Raw genomic sequence first — 16861 nt, forward strand, 5'->3', positions numbered from 1 at the left:
TATTGTTAAGCGTCAGAATTCAACATCAAATAGCMATCACCCCAAATGGCCGATCAACTTCAGGATTGAATCTCTCAGCATGCAACTCAGTGGCTTCAACAACACATCCAATCGAGTCTTCGATTTCATTTGCCTCTGGATTCTTCCACTCGGCTACTTCCTGCTGCTGTGCGCGATGTTCTTTCTGCCTGGTCGCAGCCTGCATCACAAGATGTTTTATGGCCTGTTCAGCATCCCATCGTTTATTGTCCTGTGCCTGCGCCCCCGCGAACTCAAAGAGTTGCTGCGCGAACCGATCTTCGTCGCGGTGCTGTTGTTCGCCGCCTGGGCCTTGCTCAGCCTGAGCTGGGGGCCGCCGATGGATCAAAGCGTCACCGGTCAGTTCAAACCCGCTTTGCACACCCTGCTGTTGTTCGCTGGCTGCTACCTGCTGGTGCGCTACCGAAGCGAGATCATCCAGCCCCTGCTGTTCAGTGCCGCAATGGTCGGGCTGATCGCGTCGGCCTACAACCTGTTCATGTTTACCCGCCACTACGAGCCGGGCATGCGCCTGATCGGGAGCGGCGCATTCGACAACCCACTGCTCAGCTCCCACGTATTCGGCTTTTTTTGTACCTACTGGCTGAGCGTGAGCATGACCTGCAAGCGTCGCCAGATGCTCTGGCTGAGCATCCCGGCGATGGCGATCATGTTCGCCACGGTGATCGCCACCGGCTCCAGAACCCCGCTGGTTGCTTTGACACTGGCTGCGTTATGGCTGAGTTTCATCAGCTGGAACCGTCGTTCTTTCATATTGCTGGGTACCCTGTTGATCGGTGGCGCAGCGGTTGCCGTACTGTTTTCGCAGATGATCGTCGAGCGCGGCGACTCCTATCGCTTTGAAATCTGGCAGCTGGCCCTGCAAAAAATTGCCGAGCACCCGTGGATCGGTCATGGCTACAACGCCACCCTGACTCTCGACCCCGGTATCGGCTACACCTTGCAGGAGCCTCATAGCTTCGCCTTGGGGGTGCTCTATTACGTTGGTATTTTCGGCTTGCTGCCGTGGCTGTTCTTCCAGGTCCGGTGCTTGCTGAATAGCTGGCGGTATCGCCTGCAGCCGTTGTTCATCATCGCCTCGACCTGGCTGGTATTCGGCATCGGCGCCGGCCTGACCGAAGGCGGCGGTATCATTTCCCGGCCCAAGGAGCACTGGTTTTTGCTGTGGATTCCGCTGGCGCTGATCGCCGCATTAAGCATCAACCAACGGGCCAGGCGCCTATTGGCAATGCCGATCAGGACCTTGACGCCGGCCGCCCTGCAACAGTTGACCGCCAGTGCCCAGGTGATCGAGGAAGACGGGCTAGGGCCAAAAGTCCTGCGCCTGGTCGATGGCAGCTTCCTCAAGTTGTTCCGCCGCCGTCGCTGGTACACCTCGGGTAGCTTCAACCCCTATTCCGAACGGTTCGCCGCCAACAGCGAGCAATTGCGCAACCTGGGTATCCCGACCCCGCAAATTCTGGACCTGTATCGACTCAAGGACGGTAGCAGTGCCGTACACTATTCGCCGCTGCCGGGCAGCACTTTGCGTCAGGTTCTTCAAGGCATCACCGCGCCCGCGGTGCGTCAGGCGCTGGTTGAGCGTTTCGGCAAGTTCATGGCGCAACTGCATGAACAAGGTGTCTATTTCCGATCACTGCACCTGGGCAATGTACTGGTACTGGATGACGGTGAGTTCGGCCTGATCGATCTGGCGGACATGCGCATCTATCCGTCATCGCTGAGCCTGTCCCTGCGCAAGCGCAATCTGCGCCATATGCAGCGTTACGCCGTGGATCGACGCTGGCTGTTCGAAGACCACTTTGGCGCGCTACTTCAGGGCTACGCCGTGATGGCGTCGAAATCTGCAGTGGATAACCTACACAGGCAAGTACTGACCGGGAGTCATCCCGCCCGGGCTCATTAATAGTCGAAACCAACCCGTTCATTGCGCTGGCGGCCTACCTGCTGGCCATCGTGACCGCCGCCCTGTTCCCGACACCTCAGGCATGCCGGTGAGGGCCGCTATACCGGCATCGATGGCTGCGCGTGTCAGGGTGGGCTCAGTCTTTTTCCAGCGGTGAGAAATACAGCCGCCCCAGGCCGCGCCAAGTCTTCTTGTTCCAGGCCTTGAACGGTATCTGCGCCAGCAGTTCGCGCGCCAGCTTGCGGTCGCGATTGGAGGTTTTCAGGAACATCGAGCTGAGGAATTTGTAGCGCACCTCGTCGTACAGCGGATGATCGCTGAACAGCGCGTAGGAGCGCAGGATGTTGTCGATCATGAAGCGGTTATTCTTGTAGGAGTTGGTGGCGTGCTTGCGATAGCGCGCCATCAGCACATTCAGGCCATCGATGAAGTAACCGGCGCGGGTCACCTTCAACTCGATCAGCAAGTCCTCCAGGCGAATGTTCGGATCGAAGCCGCCTACCTTGTCCAGCGCTTCACGGCGAATCATCAGGGTCGGCGCCGGCGGATAAGGCTTGCGCTCCAGGAACATGTCATCGAAGTCCAGACGACGGAACGGCACATCGCGACGCTGACGATTCTCCGGATAGAGATTGCCGTCGGCGTCGATCAGTTCGATGTTGCCGGCGCAGATCCCGACCTCGGGCTTGCCATCCATATACGCCACCTGGGTGGCGATGCGCTCCGGCAACATGATGTCATCGGACCCGAACGGCACGATCAAACTGCCCTTTGAGCGCGCAATGGCGCCGTTGAGGGTGTTGGTCAGCCCCTGGTTCTGCTGGACCCGGAAATCGAAATCGTGCTGCGCCTGCAAGGCATTGATGCGCTCGACGCTGTCATCGCTGGAGCCGTCATCGATGACCAGCAACTCGATATTCTTGTAGGTCTGGGTGAGGACGCTGAGGATGCTTTCCTCGATATAGCGACCGTGGTTGTACGACGCGATGATGACCGTGACGAGAGGTTGCACGTCGTTCATGGTTGCTCCCTGCGGGCTTGACTCAAGCCGGAGTCGATCAGGTTCAGGTACTCCTGGCGGAATACCTCGATGTCGTGTTGCTCCTGGAGATAGCGGTAGGCCTGTTCACCCTTGGCCTTGAGCTCGTCATCCGACAGCCCCAGGTAGTTCTCCAGCGCTGCGACCAGCGTCGGCACGTCCGCCGGGGTAATTGCCAGACCGCCCGCGCCCTGAATCAGCGGCAACATGGCCGGTACGTTCGAGGCGATTACCGGCAGGTGCCCGCTCATGCCCTCGAGCAATGCCAGCCCCAGGCCTTCAGCCAAGGACGGCATGGTCCAGATGTCGAACGCCCGAACATACTGCAAGGCGTTTTCCTTGAAACCCAGCAAATGCGCACGACCGGTCAACCCAAGGCGCTCGATCTCGGCGGCCAGGCGCGACTCTTCACGCCCCGCACCAATGATTGCCAGTTGGGTGTTCGGGTATTTGTCCTTGAGGGTGGCAAAGGCCTGCAGCAGGTAGGTGTGGCCCTTGACCGGCACCAGCCGGCCCAATGCACCGATCAAGCGCACCGACGGTTCGATGCCCAATAACTCGCGAGCACGCTCGCGGCTGTGCTGCAAACCTTCAGCCTGCTCGATGTCGATGGCGTTGGTGATCGCGTAGGTATTCTGGTCGGTAAAGCCGCAGTCGCAATCGAGCAGGTACTGTTTGACCGCTGGCGACACGCCGACAAAGCGCCAATGGCGATCGATCAGGCGTTGGGTCTGGCGGCGCCGGTAAAACCGGTCGTACTCGCCAAAACCGTGGGAGATGCCGATGCACAGCGGTACTTTCAACCAACGGTTGAGCGCCAGCATCATGTTTACCGGTTTGAAGCGATTGCAAATCACCACGTCGAATTTTTCTGCGCGGCAAAACTTGTACAACTGCCACATGGCGCGCAGGCGCATGCCCTTGAGGGACTTGTCGGAAAACTCGAAATACACCGAACGGTCGGCGCGACTTACGGCCTCGCCAGGCCCGGGCTTGCCCCGCAGGAACGCCGCGGTCACTTCATAGCGATCGCTCGGCAGGGCCTTGACGATCTGCTCCGCGAGGTCGGCAAAATCATGGGCTTTGACGTTGTAGTCCGGCTGCAACTGCAGAACCTTTGACCGTTGACTCATAACTCTCCCCGGTGAAAACCAGTCGCATCGATGACCCATGCCGGCTCGGCGGCGAGGCGCCTGATCTCGGCTGGATCGGGTGGGGGCAACCGTGACCATTCGTTGCGTTTCCAGCAGACGAAGTGGAAATACGGATACCGGCGGTCGCCATCGCGATCGTTACTCAAACAGCCATTGCGCCAATACCAGTGCTGCGGAAAATCATTCGTGCCGTCGTGCCACTTGATGCAACCGCCCGGCGTACTGAACGCCTCGATGAATTCGCTGCGGCGGCGCCACGAATTGAGCTTGCCCAACAGAGAGAACAGTGGCTCGGGAAAATTCTTGCGCCAGAGGAAGATCCGACTGAATGCGCCTTCATCCAGCGCGTGATGCGCCTGATCGGTAAAGCGTGTTTGCCAGTCCTTGATCTGCATGAACAACTCACGTTTGCGGGCAGTGTTGCGCATCAGACAGAGATGGCCTGCCACCCGCCGCTCGTGGGTAGAGAACAGGTCATAACTGGCCAACCGATCAGCGGTGAAATAACTTCGCAGGTCACCAAATACCAGATCAATATCGCCGAACGCCCAGAAATCATAGCCTTGCAGGCGGTCGACATGAATATGCCCCAAGGCAGGCTTGATGTCGCAGAGCTTATAAGGCGCGTCCGGCACAAAGTCGATATTCAGCCGCTGTGACACCAGCGCGCAGTACTCGCTGAAACTCATGGCTTCAACAGTCACGTTGGGCGGCAGGTTCTCAGGAGTACCGCAATCACTGAACAGCAACCAGTCGATATCGGCGTTGCGTCGGCAACTCTCGAGGAAAAACGGCATCCAGAACGGCCAATGACCGAAATACGGAATCAGGAACAGGATGCGCGGGCATGGATTGATCACAGAAATACTCACTGCTGCGTGGATACGGCGCCATGCTAGGCCGCGCGATACTTCATTTCTGCCTAACAGATGTTTCACCATGCTTCAGAACCCAGAACAACTCATGCTGCCTGACCGCCTTGCGAAAGAACTCGTTCTCGCCATAGACGGGTGGCACCCTACTGGCCAGAAGCCACTGTATCAACCGTCGTAAACGTCGCTTGAACGGCATGGGCGGTTGCAGGTCGTGCATCATGCCCAACGCCATTGCTTTATCACGCTGACGCGCCAAAGGCATTCGCAGACAGCAGGGCTGCATCGGCGTTGTCGAATCGAACGTCGGTGGCAGGGCGATGCCATGACCCGCATCCCCCATAGGCCAACGATCATTGTCATGCAGATGGTTGGCATAGCCAAGCACGGTGGTCGGCTGCCACTCCAGCCCGCTCAACGCTTCGAGAACCGCTGCCTGGGCACAGATGTGATCCGGGTGCGGGTCGAGGGACGGATGCGGCAATACGATCACTTGCGGACGCGCCCTCAGCAACAGTTCACGCAGATCGGCCAGTAAATTATTCCAGGTCGGCGCACCATCGACATCGCCCGGCAGGGCAAATGGATTCAACTGACGAAATAACCGGGTGTCTCCCAAATCCGCTTCGCGCGAACCCACCGGTGTGGCCGGCGCGGCCTGCATCGCCGCCAGTTGCAGGCAAAAATACCCCAACTGCACGCAATGGGCCTCAGGCACCCCGGCCCAGCGCGGTACGGCGATGCTATCCCAGGCCCGCAAACGGCCTTTGAGACGAGCCGCCTCGACCGTGTTCAGACCCATCTGTTGATAATGTTCGGCTTCAATTTCACCGGCGGTCAGGGTGACGATCCAGGCTTCGTCGGCCTGGCTGTACAAACCGTATGCGGCCAATTCAGCGTCGTCGGCATGGGGTGCAATCACCATCACTCGCTGACGGCGGTAGTCCGGTTGCTCGAACGCCCAGAGCACAGGCTCGCCGAGCAACCGACAGAAACGCCCGCGCAGACGCAACTCGCCTTGCGACAACACGTTTGCCTGACCACTGAGATTGAGGTAACGCAGGCCGTTTACACCGCGCTCGAAGGTTTGCCGGTCGGGGTTATCCCCCCCCAGCAACTCGACCACCGGATCGATAAAGCGCCCCAGCCAAGTACTTTTCACCCGCAGCGCCAGTATCAGCGTGGCGTCATCGACCAGCATGACGCCCTCATCCAGCCGTAACCGTTCACCGTCCAGATGAATCTTGGGTTGCGGGGTATACGGCGGGAAGCTGTATTGATAATCGTCTTGGGGGGAATAAAACAGATGGTCCGCAAACCACGCCTCGTGGGCGATCCAGCCCAGCACCGCAAGCACCAGCGGCAGCCACCAGGCCACCAGCACGCCGATCGCAATCAGCAGCATCAACGCAATCAACAGGCCGATGCGTTTGTTGCGCCGATGGCGCTTGAGCAGTTGCTGTTTGCGACTCATGGGTTGGCTCATACCGTGAAGACCGGCACAGAATTGCACCAACGGTCCTTGTACTCACGGTCGGTTCGACCAAAGGAAAACCGTAGGGGTTTATCCAACGCGCGTGCATGTTCCCAGGCGCTTTGGGTGTTGAGGAAGCTCAGCACGCTGCCCGGGCTGAATTCGCGGGTCTCGGGATCGACACCGCCGTTGACGTATTCGATGCTGATCCATTCCGGCGCCTCGACGCGGTACACCAGTTGAGTCGCAATCGGTGCGTCGTTGAGGAAAATCACCGAGCCGATCAGCAACTCGCGCAACAACTCGATCACCTCGCCCATGCGCTCGGCACCGGTGGCCGGAAAGCCCCAGCGACGCTGGAACAGGTCGCAATAGATCGCCGCCAGCTCACTGCTGGAAAACTCGGTAACCGGCCGCACCACGCCGCCCGCCTCTTCCAGCAGACGCAACTCGCGGCGCTGGTTGTAGCGAAACTTTTTCGACAATTCTTCAGGCGTGCGGGCCAGCGCCAGTTGTTCTGTCTGCAGCTTGATACCGGTAAAACGACCTTCGCTCAGCGCCGACAGGTAACGCCCCCGATGGCGCAGCGGTGCCTGGGCATCGGCGGCGGCCGGCAGGATCAGTTCGGCATTGCCGAGGTCGAACAGGCCTTTTTTACCCGTGCGCTTGAGCACGTCCTTGGACAGCGCCAGGTCGCGCCCCCAGGTCGGGATGGCGGCTTTCACTTCGCCGTCCTGCTCCCAAGCCAGGTAACGCACCGGGATGTCGGCCAACTGTGCCAGACGTTCGACCACCAGAGGATGAGTCGCGACGCTGCCGCCAAAACGCTGCCAGGTTTGTGCATAAGTCGAGGCGTCGACCTGCACCCAGCCACGCTCGCGCCAGCCTTGAAATCGGTTGAGCATCAGCCCCTCGGTGCCAGTTCGGTAACGTGCGGCAAATGCCAGAAAGCATCGCGCACCGCGCGATCGGAGAAGCGCTCACGCAAGCGGTCGAACATCAGCTCGGCGCACTGGCGGCGTTGCTGCTCGTCCATCGCGGCCAGATGTTGCAGCCCTTGAGCCAGGTGCCCGGCATCGCCCAGCGGAAATAGAATGCCCACACCTTCGACCACTTCCCTGGCGCCACCACACGCGGTGGCGAGCAACGGCACACCGGCGGCCATGGCCTCCAGCAATACCATGCCGAACGGTTCATGATCGGAACTCAAGGCAAACACATCGAAAGCACGGAAGTAGCGACGCGCCTCGGGCACCTGACCGAGGAACAGCACGCGATCGCCGATACCCAGTTCACGCGCCAGGGCCTTGAGGTCCTGCTCCAGCCGACCGCTGCCCAGAATCACCAGCTGACTGTTGGCCGGCAACCCCGGCAATGCCGTGGCAAAACCATGCAACAACGTAGTCTGATCCTTGTCCGGATGCAGGCGCCCGACGTTGCCGACAATCCAGGCATCCATCGACAGACCGAGGGTTTCCCGGGCCTCGCGAACCGACACCTGACTGGCCTGTAACGCCTGTACATCAATCCGGTTATAGAGCGTCTGAATCCGCGCCTGCGGCCATTTCGGCAAGCAACGGCGCATGTCGTCACGCACCGCATCGGAGACGCCGAGCAGGCTCAGGCGTTTGCGGAAAATATGCGCGAACAGTTTGCGGGTGCGGCGCTGGTAATCGCCAAACGCGTGATGCACGCCAATCACCGGCAACGAAGTGCCGAGCAGGGCGATGTAGATCGGTTTGAAACGGTGAGCGATGCAGAAACTGAAGTTGCGCGATGCGGCGATCTTGCGCAGATCGCCGATGGCGCCCAGCTTCAGGCCACGAATGGCCTTGGAGCTGTACTCCATGAACAGCACCTCGTCGGACGCACAGTTCGCGGCGACTTGGCTATCTGCAGCCCCGGTCAGGAACACCGTGGTCACGCGATAACCGGTCCCCGCGAACAGGCTGGCGTACTGCCGGGCGCAGTCCAGAAACGGCCCGTCATAGCCGTGACAGAACTGCAGCACATGGCGTTCAGCCGAGCGAGTCATAAGCGTCCGCGCCTTCTTTGACCACCAGAATGTCTTCCATGATCAGATACTGCAGGTCGGAACCGAAGAACATGTTCAAGGCGTCGGTCGGCGAGCAGATCATCGGCTCGCCACGACGGTTGAGCGAAGTATTCAGCGACACACCGTTGCCGGTCAGTACTTCCAGCGCCTTCATCATGTCGTAGTAGCGCGGGTTGTATTCGCGCTTGAGCACCTGGGCCCGGGACGTGCCGTCTTCATGGACGACTTCCGGCACGCGGGTTTTCCACTCTTCAGCCACTTCGAAGGTGAAAGTCATGAACGGTGCCGGGTGATCGATCTTGATCATTTGCGGCGCAACGGTGTCGAGCATCGACGGGCAGAAAGGCCTCCAGCGCTCGCGGAACTTGATCTGATGGTTGATACGGTCCGCCACGCCGGCCACGCTCGGACAGCCAATGATCGAACGACCGCCCAAGGCACGCGGACCGAACTCCATGCGACCCTGGAACCAGGCCACCGGGTTGCCATCGACCATGATTTTGGCGATCTGCTCCGGCATATTGTCGAGCTTGCGCCACTTTGGCTTGTCGGCGTGACGGGCGCAGGCCGCGATCACGTCTTCATTGCTGTAGGACGGGCCGAGGTAGACGTGTTCCATCTTCTCGACCGGTACACCACGGGCATGAGACACATAAGCCGCTGCACCCACCGCGGTACCGGCATCGCCGGACGCAGGCTGGACGAACAGTTCTTTGATGTCGTCGCGGGCAATGATCTTCTGGTTCAGCTTGACGTTCAACGCACAACCACCGGCGAAGGCCAGCTTGCCGGTTTCCTTGAGCACATCGCCCAGGTAATGGTCGATCATCTGCAACGCCAGTTTCTCGAACAGCGCTTGCATGCTCGCGGCGTAGTGAATGTAGGGCTCGTCGGCGATATCGCCCTCGCGCTTCGGCCCCAGCCACTCGATCAGCTTCGGCGAGAAGTAGAAACCCTTGCCCTTCTCTTTATAACGACGCAGGCCGATGACGTTGGCGTAGTCGGTGTTGATCACCAGTTCGCCGTTTTCGAACGAGGCCAGGCGCGAGAAATCGTATTTGCTGGCGTCGCCGTACGGCGCCATGCCCATGACCTTGAACTCACCGTCGAGCATCTCGAAGCCGAGGAACTCGGTGATCGCGCCGTACAGGCCGCCGAGGGAGTCCGGATCGAAGAATTCCTTGATCTTGTGGATCTTGCCGTTTTCGCCATAACCGAAGAAAGTCGTGGCGTATTCGCCCTTGCCGTCGATCCCCAGGATCGCGGTTTTCTCTTTGAAACCGGAGCAGTGGTAGGCGCTGGAGGCGTGAGCCAAGTGGTGCTCGACCGGCTCGATCTTGATCTTTTTCGGATCGAAACCCAATTGCTCGAGGCACCAGACAATCTTGTTGCGATAGCGCTTGTAGCGACGGTTACCCATCAGGATCGCGTCGAGGGCGCGGTCCGGGGCGTACCAGTAGCGCTTGGCGTAGTGCCAGCGAGCCTTGCCGAACAGACTGATCGGCGCGAATGGAATCGCCACCACGTCAACGTCGGACGGCTTGATGCCCGCCTGCTCGAGGCAGAATTTCGCCGATTCGTAAGGCATGCGGTTCTTTGCATGTTTATCGCGCACGAAACGCTCTTCTTCAGCCGCCGCGACCAGCTTGCCGTCGATGTACAAGGCTGCGGAAGGATCATGGCTAAGGGCGCCGGACAGGCCAAGAATCGTCAATGCCACAGGGGTCTAGCCTCTTTAGTCTGCATGCAGGCGCAACGCGCCTCAAAAATTAATGTGCCCTCGCAAGGGGCGAGAGACAGCTAAAGGGCGGGATTATAGCGTAAACGTGGCGGGAATGACCCTGCCCTTATCGGCGCCGTGAAGATGACGTCGAGCCCAAGCGTTCGCCTTTGCTCATCCGCGACCCGGCCGCCAGTAAATCCTGATGTTTCCGTCGGCAGCTTGCCGGTAAATCGTATAGGGCAAGAAAACCGTGTCGAATACACCCGAAAGGGTCAAGTCCAGCAATACGAACGGCACCAGAATACCCGTGGGATCGGGCGGCGCGTGCAGGAGACAAAAGTCGTGAGCCAGACCGCTGTAGATGCGAGGAATGGACTGACAGTAGGTCTTTTGCTTTCTGAGGCCACGAGCGGCGTCTTCGTCATCCTGCAGCACCGTGACAGCGGTCCCGCAGCCAGACAACGCCAGTGAAAAAGAGCTCAACATCACAGCCATTTTTATCGTCAAAATCTGCCCTCCGAGAACGTCAGGCAAACTAGCATCGTGGCTATTCAGGGCACAGTTCATGGGTTCTGCAGATCATGTAGGACGATTCACAAGAACTTGTCCGCCAGTTCTCGGGAGACTGATCTGGCGCCATCGCGGGCAAGCCCGCGATGGCGTCGAAGACCCGCGTCAAGCAGCGCTAGAGATATCTTTGGGCAGACGCTGATCAATCACTTGGTACAGCGCACTGCTCTCGGGCCAGTTGCGCATGAACCGCGCCCGATCCCGCGCATACGCGGGGGCAAAGCTGCTGAGCGAACCATGCTGACACATCGAATCCAGGTCGATCAGCGCCCAGCGATCCTGTTGCCAGAACAGGTTATGGCCCTTGAAATCGCCATGGCTGATCCGCTCGCCAATCAGCTCGGCAAACAGGTAATCCAGAGCCTGCAGCTCAGCCTCTGGCGCATCCCCGCTCTCAACGTACGGCGCGAAGCGCTCGATGATGTCCGGCCCCGGCAAATACTCGGTCACCAGGTACGCCCGGCTGCGCAGCCAGAGAAAACGCTTCTCCAGCAACGCCAATGGTTTTGGCGTGGCAATACCGAGGAACGCCAGGCGATTGCCTTCGCGCCATGAGTGCCAGGCGCGGCTCGGGCGCCAGAAACGCTTGAGCCAGTGGGTAAAGCCTTTGATGTTGTAACGCTTGACCACCAATGTGCGCCCGGCCACCTCGACCTTGCCGACGCTCGCCGCGCCGCCGGTCTTGTACAGATGCCCCTGATCGAGCAAGGCGTCGGCCTGTGCCAGCACCGGCAGCATCGCCGCCTCTTCCTCACGGCGAATCGCCCGCAAGCCGAACGCACCACGCTGGACGCTGAACAGCGTGCATTCGCGGCCGACCTTGATCAGAAAGTCCTTCAAACGCCAGCGACGGACCTTGTCGATCTGTTTTTGCAACGCCTCCATCGGCAACGCGTGTTCGCCATTACTCAGCAGGTAATACACCAGCAACTCTTCGGTGAAGGGTTCCAGCACTTTGGGCAACTGGGCGAAGAACACCCCGAGGTTTTCCAGGACTTTTTGTTGCGACAGCGGCTTGCCCGCCGTCTCGACGCAGATCCCGGCGCCATCGATCAAATACAACTGACCGCCATGGCGCAGCAGGTTGTCCAGGTGCAGGTCTTCCTGCCACAGGCCTTTGCTGTGCAGTTGGCCGATGGCGCCCAACGCCTCAGCCAGCACCGCGGATTGTTCATCCGCCAATGCGGGCAAGTGTTCGACCTGCTTCCAGGCATCCCCCAGGCTCTCGGCACCCTCAAGGAAATCGAACAACAGCCAACCGCCCTCGCCGTCCTTGAGGCCATCGGCCAATAACAACGGCGTGGTCAGCCCCTGAGCGGCCAGCAAACGCACACCGTCCAGTTCGCGTTGAAAATGCCGCGCCGCTTTGCCACCGACCAACAACTTGGCCAGCACCGGCCGGCCGCGCCAGACGCCAGCCCCAACATAACGCTGTCCCGGCAACACCCGCAGCAGACTCAGCAACTGCAAATCGGCAGGCCCCGCGGCATCGGCCAGTGGAATACTCAGCGGCAGGCTCGGGCTGCGGCCGGCGTTTTTCAGCTCGGACAAACGCATCAACGCGTCTCCTTGTTACTGCGCCGCGCACTCAGGCGCGATACCCAACGGTCCACCCGCGAACTGTTCAGCGGCTGATCCAGATAAACCGCCAACAATTCGCGCAGCTGGCTGTCGCTCCATTCCGGCGCCCGACGCAGCAACGGCTCCAGATCCTTGATCCGATCACGCCGGCCGAAAAACAGCGGCCGGGTTTTTTCCAGGTCAATCAATTGCGCCTGATAGCCGTCGCCGGTGGCCTGAAGAAAAATGTGCTTGGGGTAGAAGCAACCGTGGACCTGGCGCCTGCCGTGCAGGCGTCGCGCCAGTTGCCCACAGGCCTTGAGAATGGCCGAGTGCTGTATCGCGCTCAGCTCCGACCAGCGCTGCAACAGCGAATCCAGATCATCCCAACCGTCCAGCGCGTGAGTCAGCAGAATCGCCCGAACTTCGCCGTCGACCTTGCGCTCACCAAAAAACGCCGCCTGCAGCGCCGGAATACCCAGCGCCCGATAACGACTGATGTTGCGAAATTCACGGGCAAAACTCGGCTCGCCAAAGGGCGAATGCCGGGAGCGCGTCAGGTAGTTGCTCTGGCGCTTGAGGTAGTAGCCATGACCGTCCAGATCCAGCCGAAACACACTGCTCCAGCCACCCCGACCGGTATTGGGCTCGTCCACCGCGTCGAGCTGTTTGGCCCAAAGCGCGTCGAAGGTGCCGAGACCATGACGCTCGAACAGCGCGCGGTCTTCAGCAGCCAGAAAATCAGTCATTCGCGCCCCTCAAAAAATCTCACCACGTGCCGAATGCGTTTCTTGTCCGCGGCATCGAGCCGGGCGCATTGGCGGTATTGCAGGTAAAAGCGCAGGCGCTGGGTCGCCGACAGGTGATACTTGGCGACCTTGTCGAGGCAGGCCAGGTCTTTGGTGATACGGTATTTGAGCCAGAAGCCGCGCCAGAAATCGCCGTTGGGGCAATCGATCAGGAACAGCCGGGCCTCATCGTCGACCAACAGGTTGCGCCACTTCAAATCATTATGAGTGAAACGGTTGTCGTGCATGGTCCGGGTGTAACCGGCCAATTGGCGACTGACGGTATCAACCCAGGCGCGGTCCGCCAGTTTCGGATCATGCCGATTAGCCAGGACCGACAAGTCTTCGGTATGCGGCAGTTCGCGGGTGATCATTGCCCCACGGGCGTACGTCACACCGTGCCGCTCCAACCCCCAGGCCACAACCTCTGCGGTGGGAATGCCCCACTTGGCGAAACGCTTGAGGTTCTGCCATTCGGCCTTGACCCGAGGTTTGCCCAGGTAGCGCCGCAGGCCTTTGCCGGCACTGACGTAGCGTTTGACGTAAAAGTTGACGCCTTTGCGCTGGACGCGAATAACTTCGGACAGCGGATCATGGGTCAGTTGCTCGCCCTCGAGGGCAAACACCGCATCAAGACTGCCGAAATCTTCTGCCAGATCGCTGTAAGCCGGCTCCAGTGTCCAACCCGACATCAGAGCGCATCCCCGTAGCGCTGTTTACGCTCGTAGAGCTTGTTGGCCTTGCCTTCGAGCCACGCCAGTAACCCGGCTTCTTCAACCAGTATCTGGCGCAGGGGCTGCTGGAAGTACCCCTTGAGGAAACGCAGTTTGTCGCGACGGGTCAGGCCGATCTCCAGCGCCGAAAAATACAGCGCCGCCAGGTCCTTGTTGCGCCAGCGCCGGGTAATCGTCGGGCGGGCCTGGGCGCGGTGCAGGTCGATCACCGACAACTTGAGGTCATCGCAGGTCACCGGCTTATCGGTGTGCAGCAGGAAGTGGCAGATGTAGCAGTCGCGATGGTTGACCCCGGCGCGGTGCATCATGCCGGTCATGCGCGCGACTTCGGCGATCAGCGCGCGCTTGAGCTTTGGCTCCGGCGGGTGCTTGACCCAGTCGATGCTGAAATCTTCAAGGCTGACGGTGGGCGCCAATTCTTCAGTGACGATGAACGAATGCTGATCCGCCGGGTTGCTGCCCTTTTCGCCATAAGCGACGGCAGTCATGGTCGGCACGCCGACTTCTTGCAGGCGCTCAATGGCCTTCCACTCCTGGCCCGCGCCCAGCACCGGCAGCTTGGCGGTCAGCAGGTTCTTGAAAATCTCACCCCAGCCGATACCCCGGTGGATCTTCACGAAGTACCCGTGGCCGTCCACTTCAGTTCGCAGTGTCCGGCGCGCTTCGAGCTCGCGGTACACCTCGCCCTTGAGGCCCTCGACTTCGGCGAACGGGTCGCGTCCGGCCCAGAGGCTCTTGAACGGTTCAGCCAGCATCAACTTCATTAAGCGTGCTCCGCCAGAATCACATCGGCCGCGTGCTGCGGCATGCTGTAGAGGTCGGCCGTCTCGGCGAAGGCCAGACCGTTGCGGCTCCAGGCCGCCCGTGCATCAGTGTCGTTCAACATGCCGGTCAGGTACTGAGTCAGTTGCGCCTGATCGAAGGGTTCGTCCAGCACCAGACCCGCGTCGGCCTCGGCGATGTAATGGGCATACCCACACACCGCGCTCACCAACACCGGCAAACCGGCTACCAGGGCTTCAAGCAATACCGTCCCGGTGTTTTCGTTGTACGCCGGGTGGATCAGCAGATCGGCACCGAGCAGGAAGCGCGGGATATCGCTGCGGCCCTTGAGGAATTGCACGTTGTCGCCGAGCCCCAATGTGGCGCTCTGCAATTGGAATACTTTGGGGTCGTCCTGGCCAATTACAAACAGCCGGGTGCGTTTTTTCAGCTCGGCGGGCAGCGCGGCCAGTGCCTTGAGGCTACGGTCCACGCCTTTGGTCTTGAACCCGGAACCGATCTGCACCAGCAGCAGCTCATCGTCCTTCAGGTTGAATTCGGCGCGGAACCCGGCGCGAATTTCATCCGCGTTCGCGGGGCGACGACGGTCTTGGGCAATGCCCGGTGGCAGCAAATGGAAGCGCGCCAGCGGTGTGTCGTAATGCTTGATGAACAGCGGCTGCTGGACTTCGGAAATCATCAGCACTTCGGTCTTGGCATCTTTGGCGAACACCGCGCGCTCGTACTCGGCGAAGTGCCGGTAGCGGCCCCAGCGACGGTACAGCGAGTTGCGCAGGTTTTGCGCCTTGTCTTCGAAGCAGCCGTCGGCGGCGTAGTAAACGTCCAGGCCCGGCATTTTATTGAAACCGATCAGGCGATCCACCGGGCGCTTGGCCAGGTCGGCCTCCATCCATTCGGTGAGTTTCTCGTTGCGCCGATGATTGAAGAACGCCTTGACCGGCGCCACCAACACTTCGAAGCCCGGCGGGATGTCGCCTTCCCAGATCAACGTGTAGACACGAATTTGATGGCCGCGCTGCTGGCATTCAAGGGCGATGCGCATGAAGTCACGCTGCAAGCCGCCAAAGGGAAAGTACTTGTACAGGACAAATGCCAATTGCATCAGCGCAGCTCCTCAGCCAGTAACAACGTGCTCAGTCGGCTCGCGACACGCTCGGGATTCAGACGCGTGAAGCACAGGGGCCACTCGCGTTTCAGGTCAAACCGACGGGCATCGTCGGCCGTCGGTTGATAGGTGCATTTCTTTTGCAGGCACGGTGCGCAAGGGAAGTCGCTGGCCATGTGAATCTGCGATTTGCCATAGGCGCCGGTCAGGCCCGGATTGGTCGGGCCGAACAGCGACAGGGTCGGCACGTCCAGCGCCGCAGCCAGGTGACCGAGGCCGGTGTCCACCGCCACGCACGCCTGCGCGCCGGCCAGGACTTTGCCGACACCCGCCAGGTTCAGCCTGGGTAGCACTTCGACGTGTTTCATGTCTTTGGCGATGCGCTCGGCGCGGGCTTTTTCGACCGGGTTGCCCCATGGCAGCTTCACCGCCACGCCGAGATAACCCACCCGCTCGGCCAGCTCGCGCCAATAGGCTTCGGGCCAGTGCTTGGTGTCCCAGGTGGTGCCGTGGAGAAACACCACGTACGGATTCTTGCGCGGCAATTCCACCAGCCGCTCGACGTTCAGGCCGTAATCACCCAGGCCTTTGGGCAGGTCGTAACCCAGGGCCACTGCGAACAGCTGACGCACTCGCTCAACCGCGTGCTGCCCACGGGCCACGGCCAGACGCCGGGAATAGAAGCGCGCGGCGATCGGTTCGCGGGCCGAATTCTTGTCCAGTCCGGCCACCGGCGCTTTGGCATAGCGCGTCAGCAACGCACTTTTCAGCAGGCCCTGGGCATCGATCACCAAGTCGTATTTCGTCGCGCGAACGCTTTGCTTGAAGCGCTTCCACTCGCCACTCTTGRTGGTCTGCCAGATGTTCTTGCGCCAGCGACGGATCGCCACCGGAATCACCTTGCCCACGGCCGGGTGCCAGGTCGGAATCTCGGCGAAACCTTCTTCCACCACCCAGTCGAACTTGATGCCGGGGATCGCCCTCGCCGCATCGGTCAACGCTGGCAACGCGTGAATCACGTCGCCCAGCGAAGAAGTCTTGATCAACAGTACCCGCAA

At 60.2% G+C, this 16861-nt stretch carries 15 protein-coding genes; 1 reads left to right on the top strand and 14 read right to left on the bottom strand.

All coding sequences use genetic code 11. From position 1 onward, the window contains the following. Window positions 1-79: 79 nt before the first annotated feature. The gene (locus AC1DIS_RS09170) at window positions 80-1945 is read left to right on the top strand and encodes an O-antigen ligase family protein (RefSeq protein ID WP_138866684.1); all 1866 of its coding nucleotides are present in this window, start codon (window positions 80-82) and stop codon (window positions 1943-1945) included. 136 nt (window positions 1946-2081) lie between these two features. Here AC1DIS_RS09170 and AC1DIS_RS09175 read toward each other — a convergent pair whose 3' ends face one another. From AC1DIS_RS09175 to rfaC, 14 genes are all read right to left on the bottom strand, one after another. Then, entirely contained in the window at window positions 2082-2966 is an 885-nt protein-coding gene (locus AC1DIS_RS09175) for a glycosyltransferase (RefSeq protein ID WP_064615991.1), read from the bottom strand. Continuing rightward, window positions 2963-4117, bottom strand: a complete 1155-nt coding sequence (locus AC1DIS_RS09180; RefSeq protein ID WP_064615990.1) for a glycosyltransferase family 4 protein — start codon at window positions 4115-4117, stop codon at window positions 2963-2965. The genes AC1DIS_RS09175 and AC1DIS_RS09180 overlap by 4 nt, the downstream gene beginning before the upstream one ends. Then, the gene (locus AC1DIS_RS09185; protein ID WP_086944094.1) at window positions 4114-4998 is read right to left on the bottom strand and encodes a DUF6625 family protein; all 885 of its coding nucleotides are present in this window, start codon (window positions 4996-4998) and stop codon (window positions 4114-4116) included. Before AC1DIS_RS09185 ends, AC1DIS_RS09180 begins: the two co-directional genes overlap by 4 nt. 52 nt (window positions 4999-5050) lie before the next feature. Continuing rightward, complete coding sequence (locus tag AC1DIS_RS09190; protein WP_086944095.1) at window positions 5051-6484, bottom strand: PIG-L deacetylase family protein; 1434 nt, start codon at window positions 6482-6484, stop codon at window positions 5051-5053. Window positions 6485-6492: 8 nt separating this feature from the next. Continuing rightward, complete coding sequence (locus AC1DIS_RS09195; protein ID WP_086944096.1) at window positions 6493-7389, bottom strand: antimicrobial resistance protein Mig-14; 897 nt, start codon at window positions 7387-7389, stop codon at window positions 6493-6495. After that, complete coding sequence (locus AC1DIS_RS09200; protein WP_018928551.1) at window positions 7389-8519, bottom strand: glycosyltransferase; 1131 nt, start codon at window positions 8517-8519, stop codon at window positions 7389-7391. Before AC1DIS_RS09200 ends, AC1DIS_RS09195 begins: the two co-directional genes overlap by 1 nt. Further along, window positions 8503-10260, bottom strand: coding sequence for a carbamoyltransferase family protein (locus tag AC1DIS_RS09205; RefSeq protein WP_018928552.1), 1758 nt, complete (start codon window positions 10258-10260; stop codon window positions 8503-8505). The genes AC1DIS_RS09200 and AC1DIS_RS09205 overlap by 17 nt, the downstream gene beginning before the upstream one ends. A 174-nt stretch (window positions 10261-10434) precedes the next feature. Further along, a complete protein-coding gene (locus AC1DIS_RS09210) occupies window positions 10435-10770 on the bottom strand; it encodes a YceK/YidQ family lipoprotein (RefSeq protein ID WP_081626544.1) in 336 nt (111 codons plus the stop codon). 168 nt (window positions 10771-10938) lie between these two features. Then, on the bottom strand, window positions 10939-12390 hold the full coding sequence (locus tag AC1DIS_RS09215; protein WP_064615985.1) for a lipopolysaccharide kinase InaA family protein: 1452 nt from the start codon (window positions 12388-12390) through the stop codon (window positions 10939-10941). Then, the gene (locus tag AC1DIS_RS09220; RefSeq protein WP_064615984.1) at window positions 12390-13142 is read right to left on the bottom strand and encodes a lipopolysaccharide kinase InaA family protein; all 753 of its coding nucleotides are present in this window, start codon (window positions 13140-13142) and stop codon (window positions 12390-12392) included. Before AC1DIS_RS09220 ends, AC1DIS_RS09215 begins: the two co-directional genes overlap by 1 nt. After that, window positions 13139-13873 carry a lipopolysaccharide kinase InaA family protein gene (locus tag AC1DIS_RS09225; protein ID WP_477744212.1) on the bottom strand — a complete coding sequence of 245 codons (735 nt, stop codon included), beginning with the start codon at window positions 13871-13873 and terminating at the stop codon, window positions 13139-13141. The genes AC1DIS_RS09220 and AC1DIS_RS09225 overlap by 4 nt, the downstream gene beginning before the upstream one ends. Further along, window positions 13873-14679: a lipopolysaccharide core heptose(I) kinase RfaP gene (gene rfaP, locus AC1DIS_RS09230; protein ID WP_019582161.1), complete on the bottom strand. Its 807-nt coding sequence runs from the start codon at window positions 14677-14679 to the stop codon at window positions 13873-13875. The genes AC1DIS_RS09225 and rfaP overlap by 1 nt, the downstream gene beginning before the upstream one ends. Further along, window positions 14679-15800, bottom strand: a complete 1122-nt coding sequence (locus AC1DIS_RS09235; RefSeq protein ID WP_086944097.1) for a glycosyltransferase family 4 protein — start codon at window positions 15798-15800, stop codon at window positions 14679-14681. Before AC1DIS_RS09235 ends, rfaP begins: the two co-directional genes overlap by 1 nt. Further along, complete coding sequence (gene rfaC / locus AC1DIS_RS09240) at window positions 15800-16861, bottom strand: lipopolysaccharide heptosyltransferase RfaC (protein ID WP_477780839.1); 1062 nt, start codon at window positions 16859-16861, stop codon at window positions 15800-15802. Before rfaC ends, AC1DIS_RS09235 begins: the two co-directional genes overlap by 1 nt.

It is taken from the genome of Pseudomonas sp. 05N433, assembly GCF_056396925.1.

What these genes read in the sequence shown, in the direction of transcription:
- AC1DIS_RS09170 (WP_138866684.1), top strand. Translation starts at nt 80, where the DNA reads ATGCAACTCAGTGGCTTCAACAACACATCCAATCGAGTCTTCGATTTC.
- AC1DIS_RS09175 (WP_064615991.1), bottom strand. Translation starts at nt 2,966, where the DNA reads ATGAACGACGTGCAACCTCTCGTCACGGTCATCATCGCGTCGTACAAC.
- AC1DIS_RS09180 (WP_064615990.1), bottom strand. Translation starts at nt 4,117, where the DNA reads ATGAGTCAACGGTCAAAGGTTCTGCAGTTGCAGCCGGACTACAACGTC.
- AC1DIS_RS09190 (WP_086944095.1), bottom strand. Translation starts at nt 6,484, where the DNA reads ATGAGTCGCAAACAGCAACTGCTCAAGCGCCATCGGCGCAACAAACGC.
- AC1DIS_RS09195 (WP_086944096.1), bottom strand. Translation starts at nt 7,389, where the DNA reads ATGCTCAACCGATTTCAAGGCTGGCGCGAGCGTGGCTGGGTGCAGGTC.
- AC1DIS_RS09200 (WP_018928551.1), bottom strand. Translation starts at nt 8,519, where the DNA reads ATGACTCGCTCGGCTGAACGCCATGTGCTGCAGTTCTGTCACGGCTAT.
- AC1DIS_RS09215 (WP_064615985.1), bottom strand. Translation starts at nt 12,390, where the DNA reads ATGCGTTTGTCCGAGCTGAAAAACGCCGGCCGCAGCCCGAGCCTGCCG.
- AC1DIS_RS09220 (WP_064615984.1), bottom strand. Translation starts at nt 13,142, where the DNA reads ATGACTGATTTTCTGGCTGCTGAAGACCGCGCGCTGTTCGAGCGTCAT.
- AC1DIS_RS09225 (WP_477744212.1), bottom strand. Translation starts at nt 13,873, where the DNA reads ATGTCGGGTTGGACACTGGAGCCGGCTTACAGCGATCTGGCAGAAGAT.
- rfaP (WP_019582161.1), bottom strand. Translation starts at nt 14,679, where the DNA reads ATGAAGTTGATGCTGGCTGAACCGTTCAAGAGCCTCTGGGCCGGACGC.
- AC1DIS_RS09235 (WP_086944097.1), bottom strand. Translation starts at nt 15,800, where the DNA reads ATGCAATTGGCATTTGTCCTGTACAAGTACTTTCCCTTTGGCGGCTTG.